We start from the raw sequence: 19,083 nt of genomic DNA on the forward strand, positions 1-19,083 counted from the left end.
TACCGTTCCCTCTAGCTGGTTTTTCTATCCAGTTTGATTGAGCTTGCAAGCTCAAGCTGCATCCGTTTTGCATGTTCATCTTGAGACTGGTTTAAACCAATTTCCTGATCATCATAACCTTGTTGCTCAATTAAATGCGATGGGACTTTGGCATAATCCTGAATCAGCCATTTCACTAAGCCATAGGTTTGAATCAGAATAATCACAATGAATGGTAAAGCCGTCACAATAGTCGCTGTTTTCATAGTGTCTAAAGGTGCTTTACTAAAGATCATGGCAATTGGAACTAAAGTAAGCATGACACACCAGAACAGACGAGCATTTGGCGATGGATCTTGTCCTTCACTTAAACCACGTGTACATGTTGCTGAAACCGCATAGCCTACTGCATCCATATGTGCTGCTAAGAACACCACCATGATGCCGAGGAAAATCCACATCATTAATTTTCCGGCAGGTAACAGGCTGAGTAATTGACCAATTGCAACCTCACCACCTTGTTGGCTTAAGATTTGCGGTACATTCACAGCTCCATGAATAAAGCTATAAACACTGTAGTTTTCAAACACACCAAAGATGAACCAAAGACCAACACTGCCGCCAATCACCATGGCAAAAATAACTTCTTTAATGGTACGGCCTTTAGAAACACGCGTTACAAACAGTGCCACACCCGGTGCATATGAAATCCACCATAACCAGTAAAATACTGTCCATTCACGAGTAAACTTGCCATCGCCCATTGGGTCGGTAAACAGACTCATATCAACAAAGTTGGTTGCCATTAATCCAAAACTCATTAATGAATTATTCAAAATGAATTGCGTTGGACCAAAGCAAAGTACATAAATCGCAAATAACACCACACCCAAGCACACCATGTGACTTAAACGCTGCATGCCTTTATCCATGCCCACATAAGAACTGAGTGCGAACAGAACCGAAACACCTAAAATAATGATGACCTTAGTCATAAAGGTATTTGGGATACCTGTGAGCTGCGACAAAATATTGGTAAATGTCACTGCGGTAAGTACTAATGAAATCGTCAATGCACCAAACATGCAAAGCAAGAACATAAGGTCGACTAAACGCCCAACCACGCCAGTTGATTTAAAGCCTGTTACAGCCTCAATCACAGAAGCCAAACTCAACCCTTTATTTTTTCTCACATGGTAGCTGTAGCACAAAGAAATTGATGCCAATGCATAAATTGCCCAAGCACTTAAACCTGAATGAAAAAACGAGTAAGCAACACTATATTTTAATGCTTCTGCTGACTCAGGCGGTAAGCTCAAACCCGGAGTTTGATAATAGTAAGCCCAGTCCAAGAAGCCCCAATACAGTGTAGAAGACCCAATACCAGACAAAATGAACATAAAAATCCATGACATTGTGGTGTATTGGGGTTTCCCTTCACCTAGTTTGATTTTGCCGTATTTACTAAAGGCCAGACCAAAAGTAAAAATGATAGCTAAAAAAGCAAACAGTAATACTGGTGTTGTAAATACCGATGTCGTCCACTGCATCCATGTTGCAGCAATCTTGATCGACTCTTGCGAATAAATCGCCAAACCAGCAACTGAAATAAATACAAACAGTAAGCTGGTTACGGCAAGAACTTTATCCGTATAAATTTTTGTGTTTTGATTATCCATATCCATACATCCATTTTTGGATGGCGTTATTCCATAGCGAACACGTCCATTTTAATTTGGGCTACACACGATGCAATTGCATCTCCTACCTCATAAGTTTTTGCCTGACCGCCGATATCGGCTGTTTTTGGCCCATTAATTAAGACATTCTCAATCGCCTGCATAATGTCCTGACCTGCTTGAATGCAGCGTTCATCTTCTTCACCAAAGAATTCGAACATCATGGCACCCGACCAAATCGCAGCGATTGGATTGGCAATTTGTTTACCGTAAATATCTGGTGCTGAACCATGTACAGGTTCAAACAATGATGGAAATTTTCTTTCTGGATTTAAATTTGCCGAAGCAGCCAAACCAATGGTTCCTGTACATGCAGGGCCTAAATCGGAAAGAATGTCGCCAAATAAATTCGATGCCACAACCACATCAAAACGCTCAGGTTGCAACACAAAACGAGCCGCTAAAATATCAACGTGCTGTTTATCAGCTTGAATTTGTGGATATTGTTTTGCCATCGCATCAACGCGCTCATCCCAGTACGGCATGCTGACAGCAATACCATTTGATTTAGTCGCTGCAGTAATTTTTTTCGCATCACGCTGATTTGCAAACTCAAATGCATAACGCAAAATTCGATCTACACCATGACGCGTAAATACGGCTTCTTGTAAAACAAATTCTCGATCTGTTCCCTCAAAAGCTTTACCACCAATGGCTGAGTACTCACCTTCACTGTTTTCACGGACCACGTAAAAGTCGATGTCGCCCGGTTTTTTACCTACTAAGGGACATTTAACACCCGGCATTAAACGCACTGGGCGTAAGTTCACATATTGGTCAAAGCGACGACGGAACTGAAGTAGCGAGCCCCAAAGTGAAATATGGTCGGGCACTTTATCTGGCCAGCCTACAGCACCAAAATAAATTGCATCGTAACCTTGCAAAGTTTCAAACCAGTCATCTGGCATCATTTTGCCGTGCTCAAGGTAGTAATCGCAGCTTGCCCAATCGAAAGCATCGAGTTGAAGCTCAATGCCATGCTTCTCTGCCGCTGCCTTTACAACCTTAATGCCTTCTGGTAGAACTTCTAAACCAATGCCATCGCCTGCAATCGTGGCAACTTTATATCTTTTTGCCATAAGCTTCCTTCACACCTTCAACTAATATCCTTGTATGGCTTAAACATGATGTTTTAAGCAAAAATGATCAATAACGGAACTATCACTCCAATGGACACGGATCGTGAATAATCTACCTAACCTATCGGATTTAAAGGTTTTTTGCACAGTCGCCAAACTAAAAAGTTTTGTCGAATCTGCTGAGGAACTCGGGACATCGCCAGCTTTTATTAGCAAGCGAATTAATATTTTAGAAAACACCTTAAGCTGCAAACTTTTCCATCGCAGTACACGTCACGTTAGCCTGACGGAAGATGGCAAACTCATTCTTGAGAGAGTTTCAAATATTCTTGAAGAGTTTGATGAAGTTTGTGAACTGGTCAATAACCCGCTCAGTACGCCCACAGGTCGTATGGATATTATTAGTAGCTTTGGTTTTGGCAGAAAGCATATCGCCCCAATTCTGTCTAAATTAATGATGCTTTATCCAAAGCTTCAAATACATTTTGACACCATCGACAATACCAAAGACCTGATTCAACACAGTATTGATTTGGATATTAGAATTGGTAATGAAATTGCACCAAACATGATTGCGAAGAAGTTAGCTTCTAATTTTCGAATTTTATGTGCGGCACCAAGTTATTTACTTAAACATGGCGTACCAGACAGCATTGAAGATTTGCAAACACATGATTGTTTAACGATTAGTGAGCGTGATCAATCGTCTGTATTATGGAAATTTAGACATGCTTCTGAAGATGTCTCAGTGCATATCAAACCTCGTTTTGTTTCGAATAACGGTGAAATTATTCATCAACTTGCTATAGAAGGTCACGGTATTATTTTCCGGTCAATTTGGGATGTTGCAGATGAATTAATTACCGGCCAACTTCAGCACATCTTGCCTGAGTATTGGCAAGATGCAGATGTCTGGGCAGTTTATCCGTCGCGACTCAAAAGCTCGTCTAAATTACAAACTTGCATTTTGTTCATTCAAAATGAATTGCTCAATCGTTTACAGCATGTGCAGAACTTAAATCGTGGGCAACTCATTTCTCCAGCGGTTAAACGAGAACCACCGCCTGAAAAAGTTTTTCTATGAAAAAAGCCCTAAGTGAGCCTATTCACTTAGGGCAGTAGTTTGCTTTTAAACTTTAGAAATAATATCCAATTGAAAGATAAAATAATTTATCCCAGTCATTGCTACTACCTTGTGCAAGACCATTTGCCCCACCACCCACCATTGGGTCATTTTTACTCATAATATATTCACCCTGAATACCAATGGCTTTGTAATTAAAATAAATCCCTGCTATTAAGCGTTCAGAGTCTTTATAGCCATCCTCATCTTTGAAAAAGCGGCTATGAGAGATATAAGGCTTAATATTGGTAAGTTGATGAAATGGCTGAGCAAAGGTGTAATTAATTTCATTTACTAAATATTTACCTTTATTAGCGACTTGATACGGATAATCAAATGCACCAATCGTTGAACTATTAGGAAATAAATCATCCCCATTCGTGACATCTTGCTTACCTACTAAGAACATCCATTGCCATGCTTGATATTGCGTTTGAGCAAAAACGTTCCATGACTTACGGTGTCCATCTTCGTTTGTTCTTTTATTTTCCAAATCGGAGTACCAAACTGACCCACCTAGCTCAGTCGAAAAGTTTTGAGACTTATCCAGTTCAAATTTTCTAGATGCTCGAGCAATCCACATATTCTTTTCTTTAATATTAGTCCCAGTAGCCAAATCATCAGCTTCGACAAAATTTCCGCTATATCGACTTGAGTCTTTTGATGCCCCCTTATAATTTCCTCCATCAGTTGGATAGAAACCTAAGGTCAAATTGTATTTGTCATCTGCAAATTTATATTTAATCCCCAAATTATCGATATCTTCTAAACTAACCGTATTTAAAAGAGTCTCGTAATAACTACTTCCCCAAAACTCTCCAAAACCAAAATCAACAGGCTGCAAACCTACCGTGACTCTTTGTTGGTCAGATAACTTATAACCTACCCAAGCTTTTTTTAGAAAAATCGCATCACACAAGCGATCATATTGATAACAACGGGCATCTAGACCCGCAATCCAATCTGGATTTTCATAACCCAACACTAATTTAATATCTGTGAGTCGCCAGTCATCATTTTGGGAACCTTCATTCGCCCCAACTACATAGTCCTTATGTAAATAGCGAGAACGTACTGCACCAGACACTTTAAATTGCCCCGAATCTAAAGTTGGATCACCCCAACTCAAATCAGCTGCAGAGACTTGTGCTCCAGCAGTTAAACTTAGAATTCCTAAAAATAATAATGACCTTTTCATGTCTTCAACATCCTTGTTAAGTGTTATAAGAACATGAAGAAATTGAGTTAGACAAACAATGCCAGAACTATGAAGTCGGTCTTTACAAACTGTGTTTAATCAAAAAATAAGCATAAAAAAAGACCACGCAGGAGCGTGGTCTGTAAAATGGTGGCTATGACGAGACTTGAACTTGTGACCCCCGCATTATGAGTGCGGTGCTCTAACCAACTGAGCTACATAGCCGTAAACTGTGCGCGCATTATCTTAGCTTCTTTACCGCGCGTCAAGAAAAATTTTAAATAAAATGAGGTGAAGTGAGCCTATAAGCCGGGTTCTGTCGAGGATGGTCATTCCTCTAGGCGTACAATCACTCATACGCTCAAGCGACCTACCCGAATCCAGTACGGGCCGCACCTAGGATTCCTATTTGGTCTTGCTTCTGGTGGGGTTTGCCATGCCGTGAACTGTTACCAGACACGCGGTGCGCTCTTACCGCACCCTTTCACCCTTACCTCACGAATGAGGCGGTCTACTCTCTGCTGCACTTTCCGTCGGCTTTCACCGCCCAGGCGTTACCTGGCACCCTGCCCTATGAAGCCCGGACTTTCCTCTCCTGCTTCAGTCACGGAGACCTCCACAGCAGCGACCATCCGGCTCACTTCGAGGGCGCATATTAACAAATTTATTGACTAATTGCTTGTGCTTTTTTGAGCAATTAGTCTTTTATATTTGTCGAGTAACTGTTCTTCCGTTTCCTCATGCTGCGGATCTTTTGGAATACAGTCTACTGGACAAAATAATTGGCACTGTGGCTGGTCATGGTGACCAACGCACTCTGTACATAAATCCGGATTGATTTCATAAATCACTTCGCCCATAAAAATAGCTTCATTTGGGCAAACTGGTTCACAAACATCACAGTTTATGCACTCATCGGTGATATATAACGACACGTTACCAACCTTGTTGATGTTTACGTTCAAAAGCTTCAACCACAGCTTGCGGAACAAACTTGGTTACATCACCTTTTAAGCGTGCAATTTCTCGAATCAACGTCGAAGAAATAAAAGAATACTGTTCAGAAGGTGTTAAAAACACTGCTTCAAAATGTGGGTCCAACTGGCGGTTCATATTAGCCAATTGAAACTCATATTCAAAATCAGATACTGCTCTTAAACCGCGAAGTACTGCTGTAGCCTTTTGCTCTTTGAAAAAATTAACCAATAAACCATCAAAACCTACAAACTCAACATTTGATAGATGGCCTAATGATGATTGTGCCAGTGCAACTCTTTCTTCTAGACTGAACAAAGGATTTTTATGATGTCCAATTGCAATAGCTACTACGACCTCATCAAACATTCTTGATGCTCTAGTAACTAAATCAACGTGCCCATTTGTGATAGGGTCAAATGTTCCAGGATAAATTACACGCGTTTTAGACATCCGCTAGTACTCTAATTGTATTGTGCGCCTATTTTAGCAAAAGTTATACATGAGGCGAAATATTGATATGTGGGAAAAAACTTCACCTTGGCATCAGTTTACGGCACAATAGGGACAATTGTGGAAGTTTGAATTATGGCGAAAGCAACAGTAGTTAAAAAACATAATGGCGGAACCATCGCACAAAATAAACGTGCCCGTCATGATTATTTTATCGAAGAAAAATTTGAAGCTGGCATGTCTTTACTCGGCTGGGAAGTAAAGTCTTTACGTGCTGGTCGTATGAGTTTGACAGAAAGTTATGTCATTTTTAAAAACGGTGAAGCATTCTTATTTGGTGCACAAATTCAACCGCTCCTTTCTGCATCTACACATATCGTGCCGGAAGCTACACGTACACGTAAATTATTATTATCTCGCCGTGAACTTGAAAAGCTAACAGGTTCAGTAAACCAAAAAGGTTATTCATGCGTTCCATTAGCATGTTACTGGAAAGGTCATCTGGTTAAACTTGAAATTGCGCTTGTGAAAGGTAAGCAGCTTCATGACAAACGTGCGACTGAAAAAGATCGTGACTGGCAACGTGATAAAGCTCGTATATTTCATAAATAATAAAAAAACCTTTAAAGCTCGCTTTAAAGGTTTTTTTATTTCATCTTAAATTTAGCAGAATTTCAAACTACCATGACAGTTTGGTGCAAAAGTCTGGTTTTTAAGTTGTAAGTCTTTTAATGGAAAATTTACGATAGTATTGGGTAATTTCACTTCTCCCACCGCTAAATCTTCGCCAAATAAACAGTTAAGTACATTACACCTTACTGGATTTGCTGTTAAATAATTACTAATTGGGTCAACTACCTGCTTTAAAACATCATTGGTAATTTCAATTTGCTTACTTGGCGTAACGTTTCCAATATCAATTTCATCATCAAAAGCCATCCACCATCCTCTCTCAGCTGCTGCATCTGCACCTGGCCAGAATATTTTTTGTGCTTGTAAAGAAAGAGAGAATGGATTATTTAACTCAATTTTATGAATAAATCCTAAATTTTGATCAACCGTAAGAGCTGCTCTTAACCCTGTAATACTACCCGTTACATTTTTTTGTAAATTTAGTAGCCCTAATGCCGCATTGATCGATGCTTTCAAATCTCCAGAAAAGTTAAGTTGATCAATATTTGCAATACCATTGAGCATGACATTATTCATTCTTGAACCAGATATGACTTGTCCATTGATTACTATAGGCGCAGTAGTCTGTTGTAATTGTAAATTATAATCAGATGAATTAAATCCTAGAGGCAAGCATACTAAAAGACATGCATTAACAGTACCATCTATTGTCTTACCTGTATCTTGATAAGACATATTTCTAGCTGCAGTATATGCTAAGCCAGTTGTATCTTTAATTTTTAAATAACCACTTAAACTATTAATTCCATTTGGTGTTTCCGAGTTTTCAAGCCCAAGGGTCAATAATCCCATCACTTTTTCTGCACTTAAACGAAAACCTTTAATTTCTCTTAATGCTGCACTGTCTGGATTTTTAATCGCAAATTCAATAAATGGATTACTGAAAACAGCAGAAGAAGAAGCTCGGCCATCATTCGTATCACTTAAACCACTTAAACTTAAATTATCAATATCAATATCACACCCAGCTAAACCATTTACACCACCGCAACCCAACTGCAACTTATTAATATTGGCGTTTAATTCAAGATCAGCTTCTAAACCTAATTTATAAAAACCAATATTTTGTTGGGCCATAGAAGCATCAGTTTGTTTTGGATCGATATAGGTAAATGAAAATAAAGCCTGCGCTTCGACTTTAGAAAGTTCTGTATCATTTAGTGGAATAAGATTCGCAGATTCTAAATTAGCATAGCTCAAAGTACTCCATGTTATACAAAGAGCTGTTAACAAATTTTTCATGATTATTCCGTTTTTTTATTTATTAGTATTTAGACATCATTGTCCAAATAGACCATTTGGTAAAAAATAATCAAAAAAGAACAAAAAAGACACAACTTTTTTGTAATTAAAATAAAATATAAAATTTATTTATTTTTAATCAAAAACTTATTTCAACCCAATCGGTGAAGCAATCCAGCAATATACTCACCGAACCATTTAGCGGTATCTAAATCACCTTGCGGTGGTGTGATTTCAACAGGTGCGTTATCTGACTGAGTCATTAAACCTAAACAGCTTGATAAACGGTTTAAATCGGTTTCGGTATGACCTGTTGTCATTAAAGGTAAACCTGACCACAGCATGCCATGCTGCATCGCAAAAATATTAAGCTGTTGCAAAACCGCCAGTTTATCACCACTCAAACCACCTGAATTTGCAAAACCTGCTGCCAATTTGCCTTGCCATAAACGATTTTTCCAACGTTTAGATGTACTATCCATAAACTTTTTAAAATCGGCAGTTACGCTTCCCATATACGTTGGCGAGCCAAAAATAATACCCTGTGAGGCATCTAAAATATCCCAGTCAATGTGCTCAATATTCATCACATGTACTTTAACCCCCATCACCTCTGCACCAGCAGCAATAGCAAACGCTACCTTTGCGGTATGACCATAGGGGCTGTGATAGACAATTGAGAGATGTTTTTCAGGCAAAGACATAAGCTTAATTTTTTGAGCGATTTTTTGTATTTTATCATTTTATTAAAACTTGCTAAACCATGATCTATAAATATCAAAGACCAGCTTTTTAATGAATTATTTTAGTAAGTACTGAAAATACAAAAATAAAAAACTCTCTTATGTCATTTTAAAATCTAAATAACATAAGAGAGTGATAACACAACAATCATACTTCTAAAATGAAATACGATTTTTATAAACTAAATAAAAACAAAAGTTGCCATACGTCCCGTTTTAGCATCACGGCGATAAGAGAAGTACTCATCACCCTGTTGATATGAGCATTGATCGCCACCTAAAACTTGCTTAACACCAAGTCTTTGTAAAATAAAACGAGCAATCGCGTATAAATCTGCGTGAAATTTATTTGGAGCCGCTCCATCAATAAATGCTGTTTCCAGTTCAGGATATTTACTACAAAAAACAGTTTTTACTTCGGCTCCAATTTCAAAGCAGGGTTGACTAATCGCCGCCCCTAACCATGCCCAAGTTGGAGGACTCTGCATCGCAGCAACTGTATTTTCAATAATACCACCCGCCAAACCACGCCATCCTGCATGTAAGTTGGCAACTTCAGTGCCCTCAGCATTACCAAGGACTACAGGTAAACAATCGGCTGTCATCATCATTAATCCATGACCTTTGGTTTGCGTAACCAAGCCATCGCCAATTAAAGCTGTAAAGGGAATTTGTTCATTTACCGTATGACAAATCGTACTATGCGTTTGAGTCATCCACGTCATTTTCTTAACGCCAAACTGAGCAAACTCTTCTAGCAGCATCATTCGATGCTGCTGAACGCGACCAGCTTCATCTTTAACATGTAAAGCAAGATTAAAACCTGTTAATTCGTTTTGATCCGTTGGCAAAGCCAAAGGATGTTGAACACGTGTCTGCCCTACAAATACGCCTTGAGGTAAACCTTGAACAAATTCCATATATATGTCCTTAATATGCAGCGTTTTCTGAACGTAACACATTAACCAACTGAGTAAAATCTTCAGGCCATGGTGCTTCAAATAACATTTCTTCACCAGTACGCGGATGTTTTAAGCCCAACTTAGCTGCGTGCAATGCTTGGCGTTTAAAACCACGTAAAGTTTCAATCAGTAATTCAGATGCACCAGCAGGCACACGTACACGGTTCATATAAACCTGATCACCAATTAAGCCATAACCAATATAACTAAAATGCACACGAATCTGATGAGTTCGGCCTGTTTCAAGACGCGCTTGAACTCGAGTAAAATCTTTAAAACGCTCTTTTACGTTGTAATGCGTCACTGCATCACGCCCACCCGGTAAAATCGCCATTTTTACACGGTCAACTGGGTGGCGTTTAATTGGCTCATCAATCGTACCGCCAGCAATAATATTTCCATAAACAACCAAGTCATATACACGATAAACCGACTTATTTGCCAATTGTTTACTTAAAGAAAATTGCGCTTCTAATGTTTTAGCAACAACCAATAAACCGCTGGTGTCTTTATCGATACGATGTACTAAACCAGCACGAGAAAGTTCCGCTAATTTTGGAGAATGGTAAAGCAAAGCATTTACTAAAGTTCCAGAAGTATTACCTGCTCCTGGATGTACCACCATCCCTACTGGTTTATTAATGACTAAAATATCGTCATCTTCATAAACAATGTTGAGTGGAATGTTTTCAGGTTGACTCGTCGTCTGAGCTTCAAGCTCAACTTCGAGTGTAAGGAGCTCTGTGCCTTCACAACGGTGCTTAGGTTTGACAATGTTACCATTCACCAACAGATGGCCATCCTTCAACCATTGCTTGAGCTTTTCACGCGAAAACTCACTCCACACCATAGCTGCAACTTGGTCGATGCGTTGCCCTAAGTAGCTTTCATCTAGCTGAACTTGCAACGATAAACGTGTTGCAGTTGTATCAGAAGTATGGTTATCTGCATCCTCAGAATCTTCAAGTAAATTGAAGTCGGTTTCAGAGAAGTTTGTGTTTGAAGATTGTGCTGAAGTCATTTGATCATTGAGATAAAAGTGGTTTAATAGCGCAATTGTAGCTCATTGCCCAACATAACAGAGGAGTTTTTATGTCGCTACCACGTTATAAAATTACGATGCTTGCCTTATCTCTAGGTATAGCGTCTGCATTTGTGGGCTGTAGCAGCAATCCAAGTAAAAAAGAAGTGGTCGATACTGGCCCTCAATCTAGCGAACAAGCATATTTTGAAAAGGCCCAAAAATCTCTTGATCGTGGTCAATATCTTGACGCTGCCAAATCTTTAGAAGCGATTGATACCTATTATCCAACTGGACAATACGCACAACAAGCACAACTTGAACTTCTCTATTCAAAATTTAAACAAAAAGATTATGAAGGGGCGATTGCTCTAGCTGAACGCTTTATTCGTTTAAATCCTCAGCATCCAAATGTAGATTATGCCTACTATGTACGTGGCGTATCTAATATGGAGATGAACTACGACAGCTTATTGCGTTACACGTCTTTGCAACAATCACACCGTGACATCAGTTATTTAAAACTTGCTTATCAAAACTTCGTTGATTTGATTCGTCGCTTCCCAAGTAGCCAATACTCTGTCGATGCAGCACAGCGTATGAAGTTTATTGGTCAAGAACTTGCTGAAAGTGAAATGAATACAGCACGTTTTAACGTTAAGCGTAAAGCATGGGTTGCTGCAGCTGAGCGTTCACAATGGGTAATTGAACACTATCCACAAACACCTCAAGTACCAGAAGCACTAGCAACTTTGGCATACAGCTATGACCAGTTGGGTGATAAGGCAACTTCACAACAATACATCGAAGTGTTAAAGCTTAATTATCCTAGTCTGGTTAATAAAAATGGCACAGTAAACATGCGTGCTGCCCGTAAAGAAGGCAACTGGATTAACCGTGCTACCTTAGGTATTCTCGGCCGTGAATCTAAGTCTACAACACCAGATACGACAACTACTGAAACAGAACCAAAACGTAGTCTACTTAACCGTGTAAGCTTTGGTTTAATTGGTAATTCTGGCAAAGAAGAAACTCAAGAAACAACAAAGGCACCCGTTGAGACTCCAAAAACTGAACGTAGTTGGACTAACCGTTTAAGCTTCGGTTTACTTGATAAACCAGAAAAAGCAGCAGAAGGTGCAACAACTGCACCTGCAGCTTCTTCATCTGAACCAGATGATGCTGCTCAATAAGCAATAACAGCTTAAAAATAACCAACAAACAGGCAAGTGATATCACTTGCCTGTTTGTTTTTATAAAATAGTAAAATATTTATCGGGCATATCTCGGTTCATCATGTCAGAATAATCTGACCTATCGCATCATTAGTTTAAACACGGTTATCTGAATTATGGCAATTCCACAGCATACGATTGATCAGATTCTAGATCGGACAGATATTGTCGATCTGATTGGTCAACGTGTGAAATTGAAAAAGACCGGACGAACATATTCTGGTTGTTGCCCTTTTCATCAAGAGAAAACCCCCTCTTTCCATGTTTATCGAGATAAACAGTACTATCACTGCTTCGGCTGCCAGGCAAACGGAAATGCTATCCGTTTCTTAATGGACATTGATAACCGAAACTTTATCGATGTAATGAAAGAGTTATCGAGTAATGCGGGAATCGAATTACCCAAAGATAATACTGATAATAAAAAACTGTCTTATACCCGCCAAGTTACTAAGCCACCCGTTCCACAAAAAACGGTTATAGAACCAAATGCTCAAGCACCTATAGATGATCAGTACAATACGCTTGAACCAGTATATTTTGATGATCCATTTGCACAGTTTGAACAGCCATTTAGTTTTGATGAGCCGGTACAAGAAGGTAATTTATATGACTTACTGGAAAATGTTGCTCAGTTTTATGAACATCAATTACCAACAAGTCAGAAAGCTAAAAATTACTTCAAACAGCGTGGTTTAACTGACCAAACGATTCAATTCTGGCGTTTAGGGTATGCTCCAGAAGACTGGCAACATTTAGAAAAAGCTTTCCCTTACGACATTGATGGTTTAAAACAACTTGGACTCATCCGTTCAAGTGACAGTGGTCGTGACTTTGACCTTTTACGTGACCGTGTCATTTTTCCAATTCGAGACCCTAAGGGCCGTGTAGTTGGCTTTGGTGGTCGTGCACTCAATGACGAAATTAAACCTAAGTACATTAACTCGCCAGACTCGGAAGTTTTCCATAAAAACCAATTACTTTATGGTCTCTATGAAGGTCGAAAATTAAAGTCTAATGACTGGTTAATGGTTGAAGGATATATGGATGTCATTGCTTTACAGCAATATGGCATTACAGGTGCTGTCGCGACTTTGGGAACGGCTAGTAATACTGAACACCTTAATATTTTATTTAAGCAAAATAATCGAATTACCATTGCATTTGACGGTGATATCGCAGGTCAAAAAGCAGCACGTCGAACTTTAGAAATAGCATTACCCCTCCTAAATGATGGCCGTGAGCTTAAGTTCTTTGTATTGCCTAATGACCACGACCCAGACTCCCTAATCCGACGTGAAGGTCTCGAAAACTTCCAAAGACTATTAGACCAAGCCCCACTGCTCTCTGATTTTGTTTTTGCCCATCTTACGGGTCAACATGACATTAGTACGCCTGAAGGCAAGAGTCTTGTTATGGGTGAATTAAGGGAGCTCACCGAGTTATTGCCAAAACAAGGTTCCTTCCGTTATCTATTAACCCAATCTTTCCGTGAAAAATTAGGTTTAGGTAAGCGTTTTACTCCACAAGTTAGTCACGATGCATCGTTATCATTTAATATTCAAACGAAAGATGAAGACTTTGCTGTTGCAATTTTAATGCACCATCCATTTCTTTATATTCATTTTGAAGGATTGCGGGCTTATATTCCGCAAGATGAATTATTGGCTAAAATATTAGCAATTTTAAACCGTATATTTGATGAGTTGCCTGATGACCAAGAGCTAGCGACTTATTATGTTTTAGGTGCGTGCAGCAGTTATTGCCATGAAATTGCAGATATTATGCAAAGAACCAATATTCAGGCATTAACTCAAGCACCTGAAGTTGCTGATAAACTCGCTAAAGAATATGCGTTAGGCTTACAAGAAAGATATTTACGTCAAAAACTGAAATCTAAAATTTCATTAGTTGAGTCAAGAAACTTAAGACAACAACTCAATGAGCTCACCAAACAAATTAGCTTAAGATTGCTGTCTTAACGTTTTGGTTTTCGCTCATGATCAAATACATCCTGTAAATGCTGTTGTAGCCATTCGAAATGATCAGGGTTTTCTGCTTTAGCAGCTTCACGTAGCAACATAGATGTTGGATGCATTAACTTTTGCGTTAAACGATGGGCTAACTGCTGTAGAACTTGCTCTGGATCTCCACCATGATGCAAAGCTTCTAACGCATGAGCAAGCTCGTGTTGACTAATTTCTTCACTATGTTGGCGATAAGCATGAATGGTGCTACCCGCTTCTTTGACTTTTTGGTGTGTGATCAGTTGAGTGGCTAATTGATTCACCATCACTTCCGCTTCAACAGCTGCTTGACGACGTTGAGCCAAGTTTTCATCAATTACACTTTGTAGATCATCTACACCGTATAAATACACACCATCAAGTGATTCCACTTTAGGGTCAATATCACGCGGTACAGCTAAATCAACCATTAACATTTGCTGATAACGGCGTTTTTTTAATGCACTTTTGACATCTGCATATGCAATAACTTGATGCAAACTCCCCGTACAACTTGAAACAACATCAGCACGATATAAATTTTCTGATAACGCTGAAAAATCAATAATCTCAACTTCAACACGATGGGCAATTTCTTGTGCTAACTGGTCGGCACGCTCACGGCTACGGTTACAGATAATAATCTTGGCCACACCCATTTCCGCTAAGTGTTTGGCAACCAGACTGTTCATTTCACCTGCTGCAACCACCATCACTGTGAGTCTTTCAGGTTTACTAAAAACCTGTAAAGCCAATTGTGCAACCGCATAACCCATTGAAACCGCATGGCTACCTACAGCTGTTTCTGAACGCACACGCTTAGCCGCATAAAAAGCATACTCAAATACACTATTTAATTCAGGAGAAACCGTTTGCGCCTCTTTAGACAATGCTAGAGCACTTTTCACCTGCCCTAAAATTTGAGGCTCACCTAACATGAGTGAATCCAAACCACTTGCGACACGCATTAAATGTGTGATGGCTTGAGCATTTTCGTAACGATAAACATGATGAATTAACTGCTTTACATCAATATTATTGGCATCGGCTAACCATTTCAGAAGGCTTTCGGCATCTTCCGCCATGGCGTAGACTTCTGTACGGTTACAGGTTGAGACAACCACCAAGTCTTTTAAAGACTCGTGATAACGTTGCTCAGCAAGCAAAGTACTTAATCGCTCTGCATTGAAAGCAATTTGCTCGCGGAGTTCTACAGAAGCTGTTTGATGGTTGACACCCAATGCAAAGAAAGACATATCAGATCATCATTTCGCTAAATTTATGCTATTGTGCAACATCGGTGTCATAAAAAGCATTACTTTGGATCAATAAAAATTGCGTCAAATGAATAGCCGTATAAATTTTAACGGTGCTTCGATAAGACAGTATTCTACCACATTCTTATTGTTAGGTAGCATGTCCTCATATGTCTATGCACGTCCGTTGCAAGAGACCTATGCCGTGCATTCATTTGATCAGGCTCTACAACAGAGTATGGTCGCTGAATTTGCCTTAGCTTACGACGATATTCCTACAGCACTACACAATTACACCGTGCTTGCGATTAGAAGCAACTCAACAACAATTAAGCAGCGCGCCTTAGATGTTGCACTTGAATATAACGACTTACAAGCTGCACTGAATATTGCAACACATTGGGTGGTTCAAGAGCCTAAAGACGTCCCTGCTTTGTTTTATCTATCGCATATTGCGTTAAAAACACATGAATATCAGCTTGCTGCCGAAACTTTAGATAAAATTTTAAAAATTGATCCAACTGCCGATCTTGAACAAATTTTGGCAAGTATCGCACCTGAAAATGCACAAGATCGAGAAGTTTTATTAACTGCTTTACGTTCAAGTGCAGAGAAGGAAAATCCTTCTATTTTAGCGCTTATCGCGAACCTAGAAGCACAAAATGGGCAATTAGAACCTGCTTTAAATACCATTAACCGTGCACTACGCCGTCGCCCTAAAGTAACCAGCTTTATCTTGATGAAAGCAAACCTATTGATTGCCCTAAGTGATCAAGAAGGCGCTTTAAAATGGTATGCAAAATCCAGTCGTAAATATAAGAAAAATCTAGATATTCGATTAGCTGAAGTACGTTATCTCATTCAGATTAATCAGCCTCAGCTTGCTCTTGAAAAATTAGAAAAAATTATTGAAAGTAATCCTCGTGCAGAAGAGGCGCTGTTCATTGCAGGTTTAACCAGTATTGACCTTAAGCAATATGATAAAGCTGAACAATATTTGGTTGATTTACGCAACTCTGCAAAGTATCAAAATGAAGCGTATTACTACTTAGCCATTAATGCTGAACGGAAACAGCATTATGAAACTGCCAAAGCCTATTACCGTTTAGTAGATGGTAGTCTCTATATTGTTTCAAGGCGTAATTTGATTGCAATCTATGATAAACAAGAAAATTTACACGATGCTTTACGGTTTTTAACTCAAGAGCGAGTTAATTATCCGCAGCATGCAAGTTTTCTCTATCAGGCTCAAGCCGAAATTTTAAAGAAAATGGGCAATAAAAAGGCTGCTTTAAATTTATTAGATGAAGCAATCAAAAATTTACCAGATGACCCAGAACTCATCTATGCAGAAGTCTTATTATTAGACCCTTATACTGACCGCGATAAACTCGATAAAACACTCAAGCAATTATTGCAATTAGAACCCAATAGCCCGACCTATCTGAATGCTTATGCGTATACGCTGGCTTTGCAAAACCGCAGGTTAAAAGAAGCACGACAATATGCTGAACAAGCATTGGAATATGCACCAGAACAAGCTTCCATTTTGGATACGCTAGGTTATATCGCATTTTTACAAAATGATTATGAGGGCGCAGCAGAAGCTTTAGGCAAAGCTTATGAGCTTAGTCATAACATAAATATTGGGATTCGTTACGCTAAGGCACTGTATATGCAAGGATCATTAACTGAATTTAGTGCTGTGTTACAACAACTGAAACAAAAACACGCGAATGATCCACAATTACACCAGCTTGATGCGTTAATTTTACCTACATCTGCAAAAAAGAGTTAAATTTATGAGCAAACTTGCCCAACTGTGCACAGCGATCTGTGGATCAAGTGTGTTATTTTTAACCGGTTGTCAGCATTTTACTCAGCCTAAACCCGCAGTTACCCACCAAGTGCAAGACGAAAAACACTTCAATTTGCAAGGTAAAATTGGCGTACGCACTCCGCAACAAAGTGGTAGTGCCTTCTTCACATGGGTTCAACAGCAAGATAATTTCGATATCGAGTTAAGTGGCATTTTAGGTGTTGGAAAAACACAAATTCAGGGAAAACCGGGTGAAGTCACTTTAAACAGTGCTAAAACTGGCGTTATTACAGCGGCATCCCCTGAAGAACTTTTAGAACGTGCTACTGGTTGGCAAGCGCCGATTACTCATTTAACCAGTTGGATTTTAGCAAAGCCAGCAACTTTAAATGCCCAAATTAGCAAAGATAATGCAAATCGTGTGAGCCAACTCATCGAAGATGGCTGGACGGTTAATTTTAGTTATGATGGCGAACAAACTTTGCCAAATAAATTGGTTTTAAAGCAACCTCTTGCTGAAGATAAAGAAAACCGTATTACAATGGTTATCCAAAACCGTTAAACCTAACTTTATAAATCTATGATTCGAGTTCCTTCCCCAGCCAAGCTCAACCTGTTTTTACATATAACGGGACGTCGTGAAAATGGTTACCATGAACTACAGACCATTTTTCAACTCATTGATTTATATGACTGGATGACTTTTTATCCTATTGAGAAAGATGAAATCCAAATTGAAGGTTTAGGTGAGGTTCAACTTGAGCAGAACCTAATTTATCGGGCTGCTCAAATACTAAAACCGCATGCAAAAAAGCTCTGTGGTCTACACATCAAAATTGAAAAAAATATTCCAATGGGTGCAGGTCTAGGCGGAGGTTCTTCGAACGCTGCCACAACACTTATCGTTTTAAATCAATTATGGGAATGTGGCCTGACTCAGGCAGAGCTTGCAGACTATGGTGTAAAACTTGGTGCCGATGTTCCTATTTTTATTTATGGTAAAAATGCATGGGCTGAAGGTATTGGTGAACATTTAACATTCATAGACTTAGATCAAAAACAGTTCATTATTTTAAAACCTGATTGTTTTATCAGCACTCAATTGCTTTTTTCACAAAAAACATTGACAAGAGACACTAAGACCACTAAATTTTGCGCCTATCAGTTAGAACCTTCTAATTTTGGAAATAACTTTGAGCCTTTGGCTAGAAAGTTATACCCCGAAGTTGAAGAAGCGATGCAATATCTTGATCAATTTGGTCATGCAAAGCTTACAGGTACAGGTGCTTGTGTTTTCACTGAAGTGACCGATGAAATGAATGTTGATGACATTCTTAAACATGCACCATGTAAAGCTTACTTGGTACATAGTTTAAAAGAATCTCCTTTACACCATTTTAAAGTTGCAAGTTAGGGGCGTCGCCAAGTGGTAAGGCAGCGGGTTTTGATCTCGCCATCCGTTGGTTCGAATCCAGCCGCCCCTGCCATCATATATATCATCGAATTTAGGGGCGTCGCCAAGTGGTAAGGCACCGGGTTTTGATCTCGGCATCCGTTGGT

General features: G+C 39.2%; 17 protein-coding genes, 2 tRNA genes and 1 other RNA gene. 8 read left to right on the forward strand and 12 right to left on the reverse strand.

Translation table 11 applies throughout. The features are described from left to right. Nucleotides 1–11: 11 nt before the first annotated feature. Nucleotides 12–1,664 carry a BCCT family carnitine transporter gene (locus RMA95_RS10665; RefSeq protein WP_311070462.1) on the reverse strand — a complete coding sequence of 551 codons (1,653 nt, stop codon included), beginning with the start codon at nucleotides 1,662–1,664 and terminating at the stop codon, nucleotides 12–14. A 20-nt stretch (nucleotides 1,665–1,684) separates the two neighbouring features. Continuing rightward, the gene (locus RMA95_RS10670; protein WP_005303103.1) at nucleotides 1,685–2,797 is read right to left on the reverse strand and encodes a tartrate dehydrogenase; all 1,113 of its coding nucleotides are present in this window, start codon (nucleotides 2,795–2,797) and stop codon (nucleotides 1,685–1,687) included. A gap of 103 nt (nucleotides 2,798–2,900) precedes the next feature. Here RMA95_RS10670 and RMA95_RS10675 point away from each other — a divergent pair, with 103 nt between their 5' ends. Continuing rightward, nucleotides 2,901–3,881 (forward strand): LysR family transcriptional regulator, encoded by a 981-nt coding sequence (locus tag RMA95_RS10675; RefSeq protein ID WP_004710275.1) that lies wholly within the window; start codon nucleotides 2,901–2,903, stop codon nucleotides 3,879–3,881. A 52-nt stretch (nucleotides 3,882–3,933) separates the two neighbouring features. On the opposite strand, the gene RMA95_RS10680 is transcribed toward RMA95_RS10675, so the two are convergent. From RMA95_RS10680 to coaD, 5 genes are all read right to left on the reverse strand, one after another. Further along, nucleotides 3,934–5,118 (reverse strand): porin, encoded by a 1,185-nt coding sequence (locus RMA95_RS10680; RefSeq protein ID WP_311070467.1) that lies wholly within the window; start codon nucleotides 5,116–5,118, stop codon nucleotides 3,934–3,936. Between the two features lie 148 nt (nucleotides 5,119–5,266). Then, a tRNA-Met gene (locus RMA95_RS10685) sits at nucleotides 5,267–5,343 on the reverse strand. Between the two features lie 64 nt (nucleotides 5,344–5,407). Next, an RNA gene (gene rnpB, locus RMA95_RS10690) (RNase P RNA component class A) lies at nucleotides 5,408–5,762 on the reverse strand. Nucleotides 5,763–5,789: 27 nt separating this feature from the next. Further along, entirely contained in the window at nucleotides 5,790–6,053 is a 264-nt protein-coding gene (locus RMA95_RS10695; protein ID WP_001979799.1) for a YfhL family 4Fe-4S dicluster ferredoxin, read from the reverse strand. A gap of 1 nt (nucleotide 6,054) precedes the next feature. Then, nucleotides 6,055–6,546, reverse strand: a complete 492-nt coding sequence (coaD, locus tag RMA95_RS10700; protein ID WP_000047853.1) for a pantetheine-phosphate adenylyltransferase — start codon at nucleotides 6,544–6,546, stop codon at nucleotides 6,055–6,057. A gap of 135 nt (nucleotides 6,547–6,681) precedes the next feature. Between coaD and smpB the strand changes: the two genes are divergently transcribed. Continuing rightward, entirely contained in the window at nucleotides 6,682–7,158 is a 477-nt protein-coding gene (gene smpB, locus RMA95_RS10705; protein ID WP_263613070.1) for an SsrA-binding protein SmpB, read from the forward strand. Between the two features lie 51 nt (nucleotides 7,159–7,209). Here smpB and RMA95_RS10710 read toward each other — a convergent pair whose 3' ends face one another. The 4 genes from RMA95_RS10710 to rluD form a co-directional block, all read right to left on the reverse strand. Beyond that, on the reverse strand, nucleotides 7,210–8,481 hold the full coding sequence (locus tag RMA95_RS10710; RefSeq protein ID WP_311070471.1) for a hypothetical protein: 1,272 nt from the start codon (nucleotides 8,479–8,481) through the stop codon (nucleotides 7,210–7,212). 152 nt (nucleotides 8,482–8,633) lie between these two features. Then, entirely contained in the window at nucleotides 8,634–9,185 is a 552-nt protein-coding gene (locus RMA95_RS10715) for a flavodoxin family protein (protein ID WP_311070473.1), read from the reverse strand. Between the two features lie 221 nt (nucleotides 9,186–9,406). Continuing rightward, entirely contained in the window at nucleotides 9,407–10,144 is a 738-nt protein-coding gene (gene pgeF / locus RMA95_RS10720; protein ID WP_311070475.1) for a peptidoglycan editing factor PgeF, read from the reverse strand. A gap of 10 nt (nucleotides 10,145–10,154) precedes the next feature. Next, nucleotides 10,155–11,207, reverse strand: coding sequence for a 23S rRNA pseudouridine(1911/1915/1917) synthase RluD (gene rluD, locus RMA95_RS10725; protein WP_311070476.1), 1,053 nt, complete (start codon nucleotides 11,205–11,207; stop codon nucleotides 10,155–10,157). 71 nt (nucleotides 11,208–11,278) lie between these two features. Between rluD and RMA95_RS10730 the strand changes: the two genes are divergently transcribed. Then, complete coding sequence (locus RMA95_RS10730; RefSeq protein ID WP_311070478.1) at nucleotides 11,279–12,400, forward strand: outer membrane protein assembly factor BamD; 1,122 nt, start codon at nucleotides 11,279–11,281, stop codon at nucleotides 12,398–12,400. 158 nt (nucleotides 12,401–12,558) lie between these two features. After that, on the forward strand, nucleotides 12,559–14,424 hold the full coding sequence (locus RMA95_RS10735) for a DNA primase (protein WP_311070479.1): 1,866 nt from the start codon (nucleotides 12,559–12,561) through the stop codon (nucleotides 14,422–14,424). On the opposite strand, the gene hemA is transcribed toward RMA95_RS10735, so the two are convergent. Beyond that, nucleotides 14,421–15,704, reverse strand: coding sequence for a glutamyl-tRNA reductase (gene hemA, locus RMA95_RS10740; RefSeq protein WP_263613063.1), 1,284 nt, complete (start codon nucleotides 15,702–15,704; stop codon nucleotides 14,421–14,423). The two genes, RMA95_RS10735 and hemA, sit on opposite strands and share 4 nt — an antisense overlap. A gap of 88 nt (nucleotides 15,705–15,792) precedes the next feature. On the opposite strand from hemA, the gene RMA95_RS10745 reads away from it, so the two are divergent. From RMA95_RS10745 to RMA95_RS10760, 4 genes are all read left to right on the forward strand, one after another. Next, nucleotides 15,793–17,502, forward strand: a complete 1,710-nt coding sequence (locus RMA95_RS10745; RefSeq protein ID WP_263613062.1) for a tetratricopeptide repeat protein — start codon at nucleotides 15,793–15,795, stop codon at nucleotides 17,500–17,502. A 4-nt stretch (nucleotides 17,503–17,506) separates the two neighbouring features. Next, a complete protein-coding gene (gene lolB / locus RMA95_RS10750; protein ID WP_304591776.1) occupies nucleotides 17,507–18,085 on the forward strand; it encodes a lipoprotein insertase outer membrane protein LolB in 579 nt (192 codons plus the stop codon). An 18-nt stretch (nucleotides 18,086–18,103) separates the two neighbouring features. Then, entirely contained in the window at nucleotides 18,104–18,937 is an 834-nt protein-coding gene (gene ispE / locus RMA95_RS10755; protein WP_311070480.1) for a 4-(cytidine 5'-diphospho)-2-C-methyl-D-erythritol kinase, read from the forward strand. Continuing rightward, nucleotides 18,936–19,010, forward strand: a tRNA-Gln gene (locus RMA95_RS10760). Before ispE ends, RMA95_RS10760 begins: the two co-directional genes overlap by 2 nt. Nucleotides 19,011–19,083: the final 73 nt, after the last annotated feature.

It is taken from the genome of Acinetobacter sp. V110_1 (genome assembly GCF_031798975.1).
Classification (GTDB): domain Bacteria; phylum Pseudomonadota; class Gammaproteobacteria; order Pseudomonadales; family Moraxellaceae; genus Acinetobacter; species Acinetobacter nosocomialis_A.

Bases quoted from the DNA above. Each gene is read 5' to 3' on its own strand.
- RMA95_RS10670 (WP_005303103.1), bottom strand. From the start codon at position 2,797: ATGGCAAAAAGATATAAAGTTGCCACGATTGCAGGCGATGGCATTGGT.
- coaD (WP_000047853.1), bottom strand. From the start codon at position 6,546: ATGTCTAAAACGCGTGTAATTTATCCTGGAACATTTGACCCTATCACA.
- ispE (WP_311070480.1), top strand. From the start codon at position 18,104: ATGATTCGAGTTCCTTCCCCAGCCAAGCTCAACCTGTTTTTACATATA.
- smpB (WP_263613070.1), top strand. From the start codon at position 6,682: ATGGCGAAAGCAACAGTAGTTAAAAAACATAATGGCGGAACCATCGCA.
- hemA (WP_263613063.1), bottom strand. From the start codon at position 15,704: ATGTCTTTCTTTGCATTGGGTGTCAACCATCAAACAGCTTCTGTAGAA.
- RMA95_RS10680 (WP_311070467.1), bottom strand. From the start codon at position 5,118: ATGAAAAGGTCATTATTATTTTTAGGAATTCTAAGTTTAACTGCTGGA.
- lolB (WP_304591776.1), top strand. From the start codon at position 17,507: ATGAGCAAACTTGCCCAACTGTGCACAGCGATCTGTGGATCAAGTGTG.
- rluD (WP_311070476.1), bottom strand. From the start codon at position 11,207: ATGACTTCAGCACAATCTTCAAACACAAACTTCTCTGAAACCGACTTC.
- RMA95_RS10735 (WP_311070479.1), top strand. From the start codon at position 12,559: ATGGCAATTCCACAGCATACGATTGATCAGATTCTAGATCGGACAGAT.
- RMA95_RS10665 (WP_311070462.1), bottom strand. From the start codon at position 1,664: ATGGATATGGATAATCAAAACACAAAAATTTATACGGATAAAGTTCTT.
- RMA95_RS10730 (WP_311070478.1), top strand. From the start codon at position 11,279: ATGTCGCTACCACGTTATAAAATTACGATGCTTGCCTTATCTCTAGGT.
- RMA95_RS10715 (WP_311070473.1), bottom strand. From the start codon at position 9,185: ATGTCTTTGCCTGAAAAACATCTCTCAATTGTCTATCACAGCCCCTAT.
- pgeF (WP_311070475.1), bottom strand. From the start codon at position 10,144: ATGGAATTTGTTCAAGGTTTACCTCAAGGCGTATTTGTAGGGCAGACA.
- RMA95_RS10745 (WP_263613062.1), top strand. From the start codon at position 15,793: ATGAATAGCCGTATAAATTTTAACGGTGCTTCGATAAGACAGTATTCT.
- RMA95_RS10710 (WP_311070471.1), bottom strand. From the start codon at position 8,481: ATGAAAAATTTGTTAACAGCTCTTTGTATAACATGGAGTACTTTGAGC.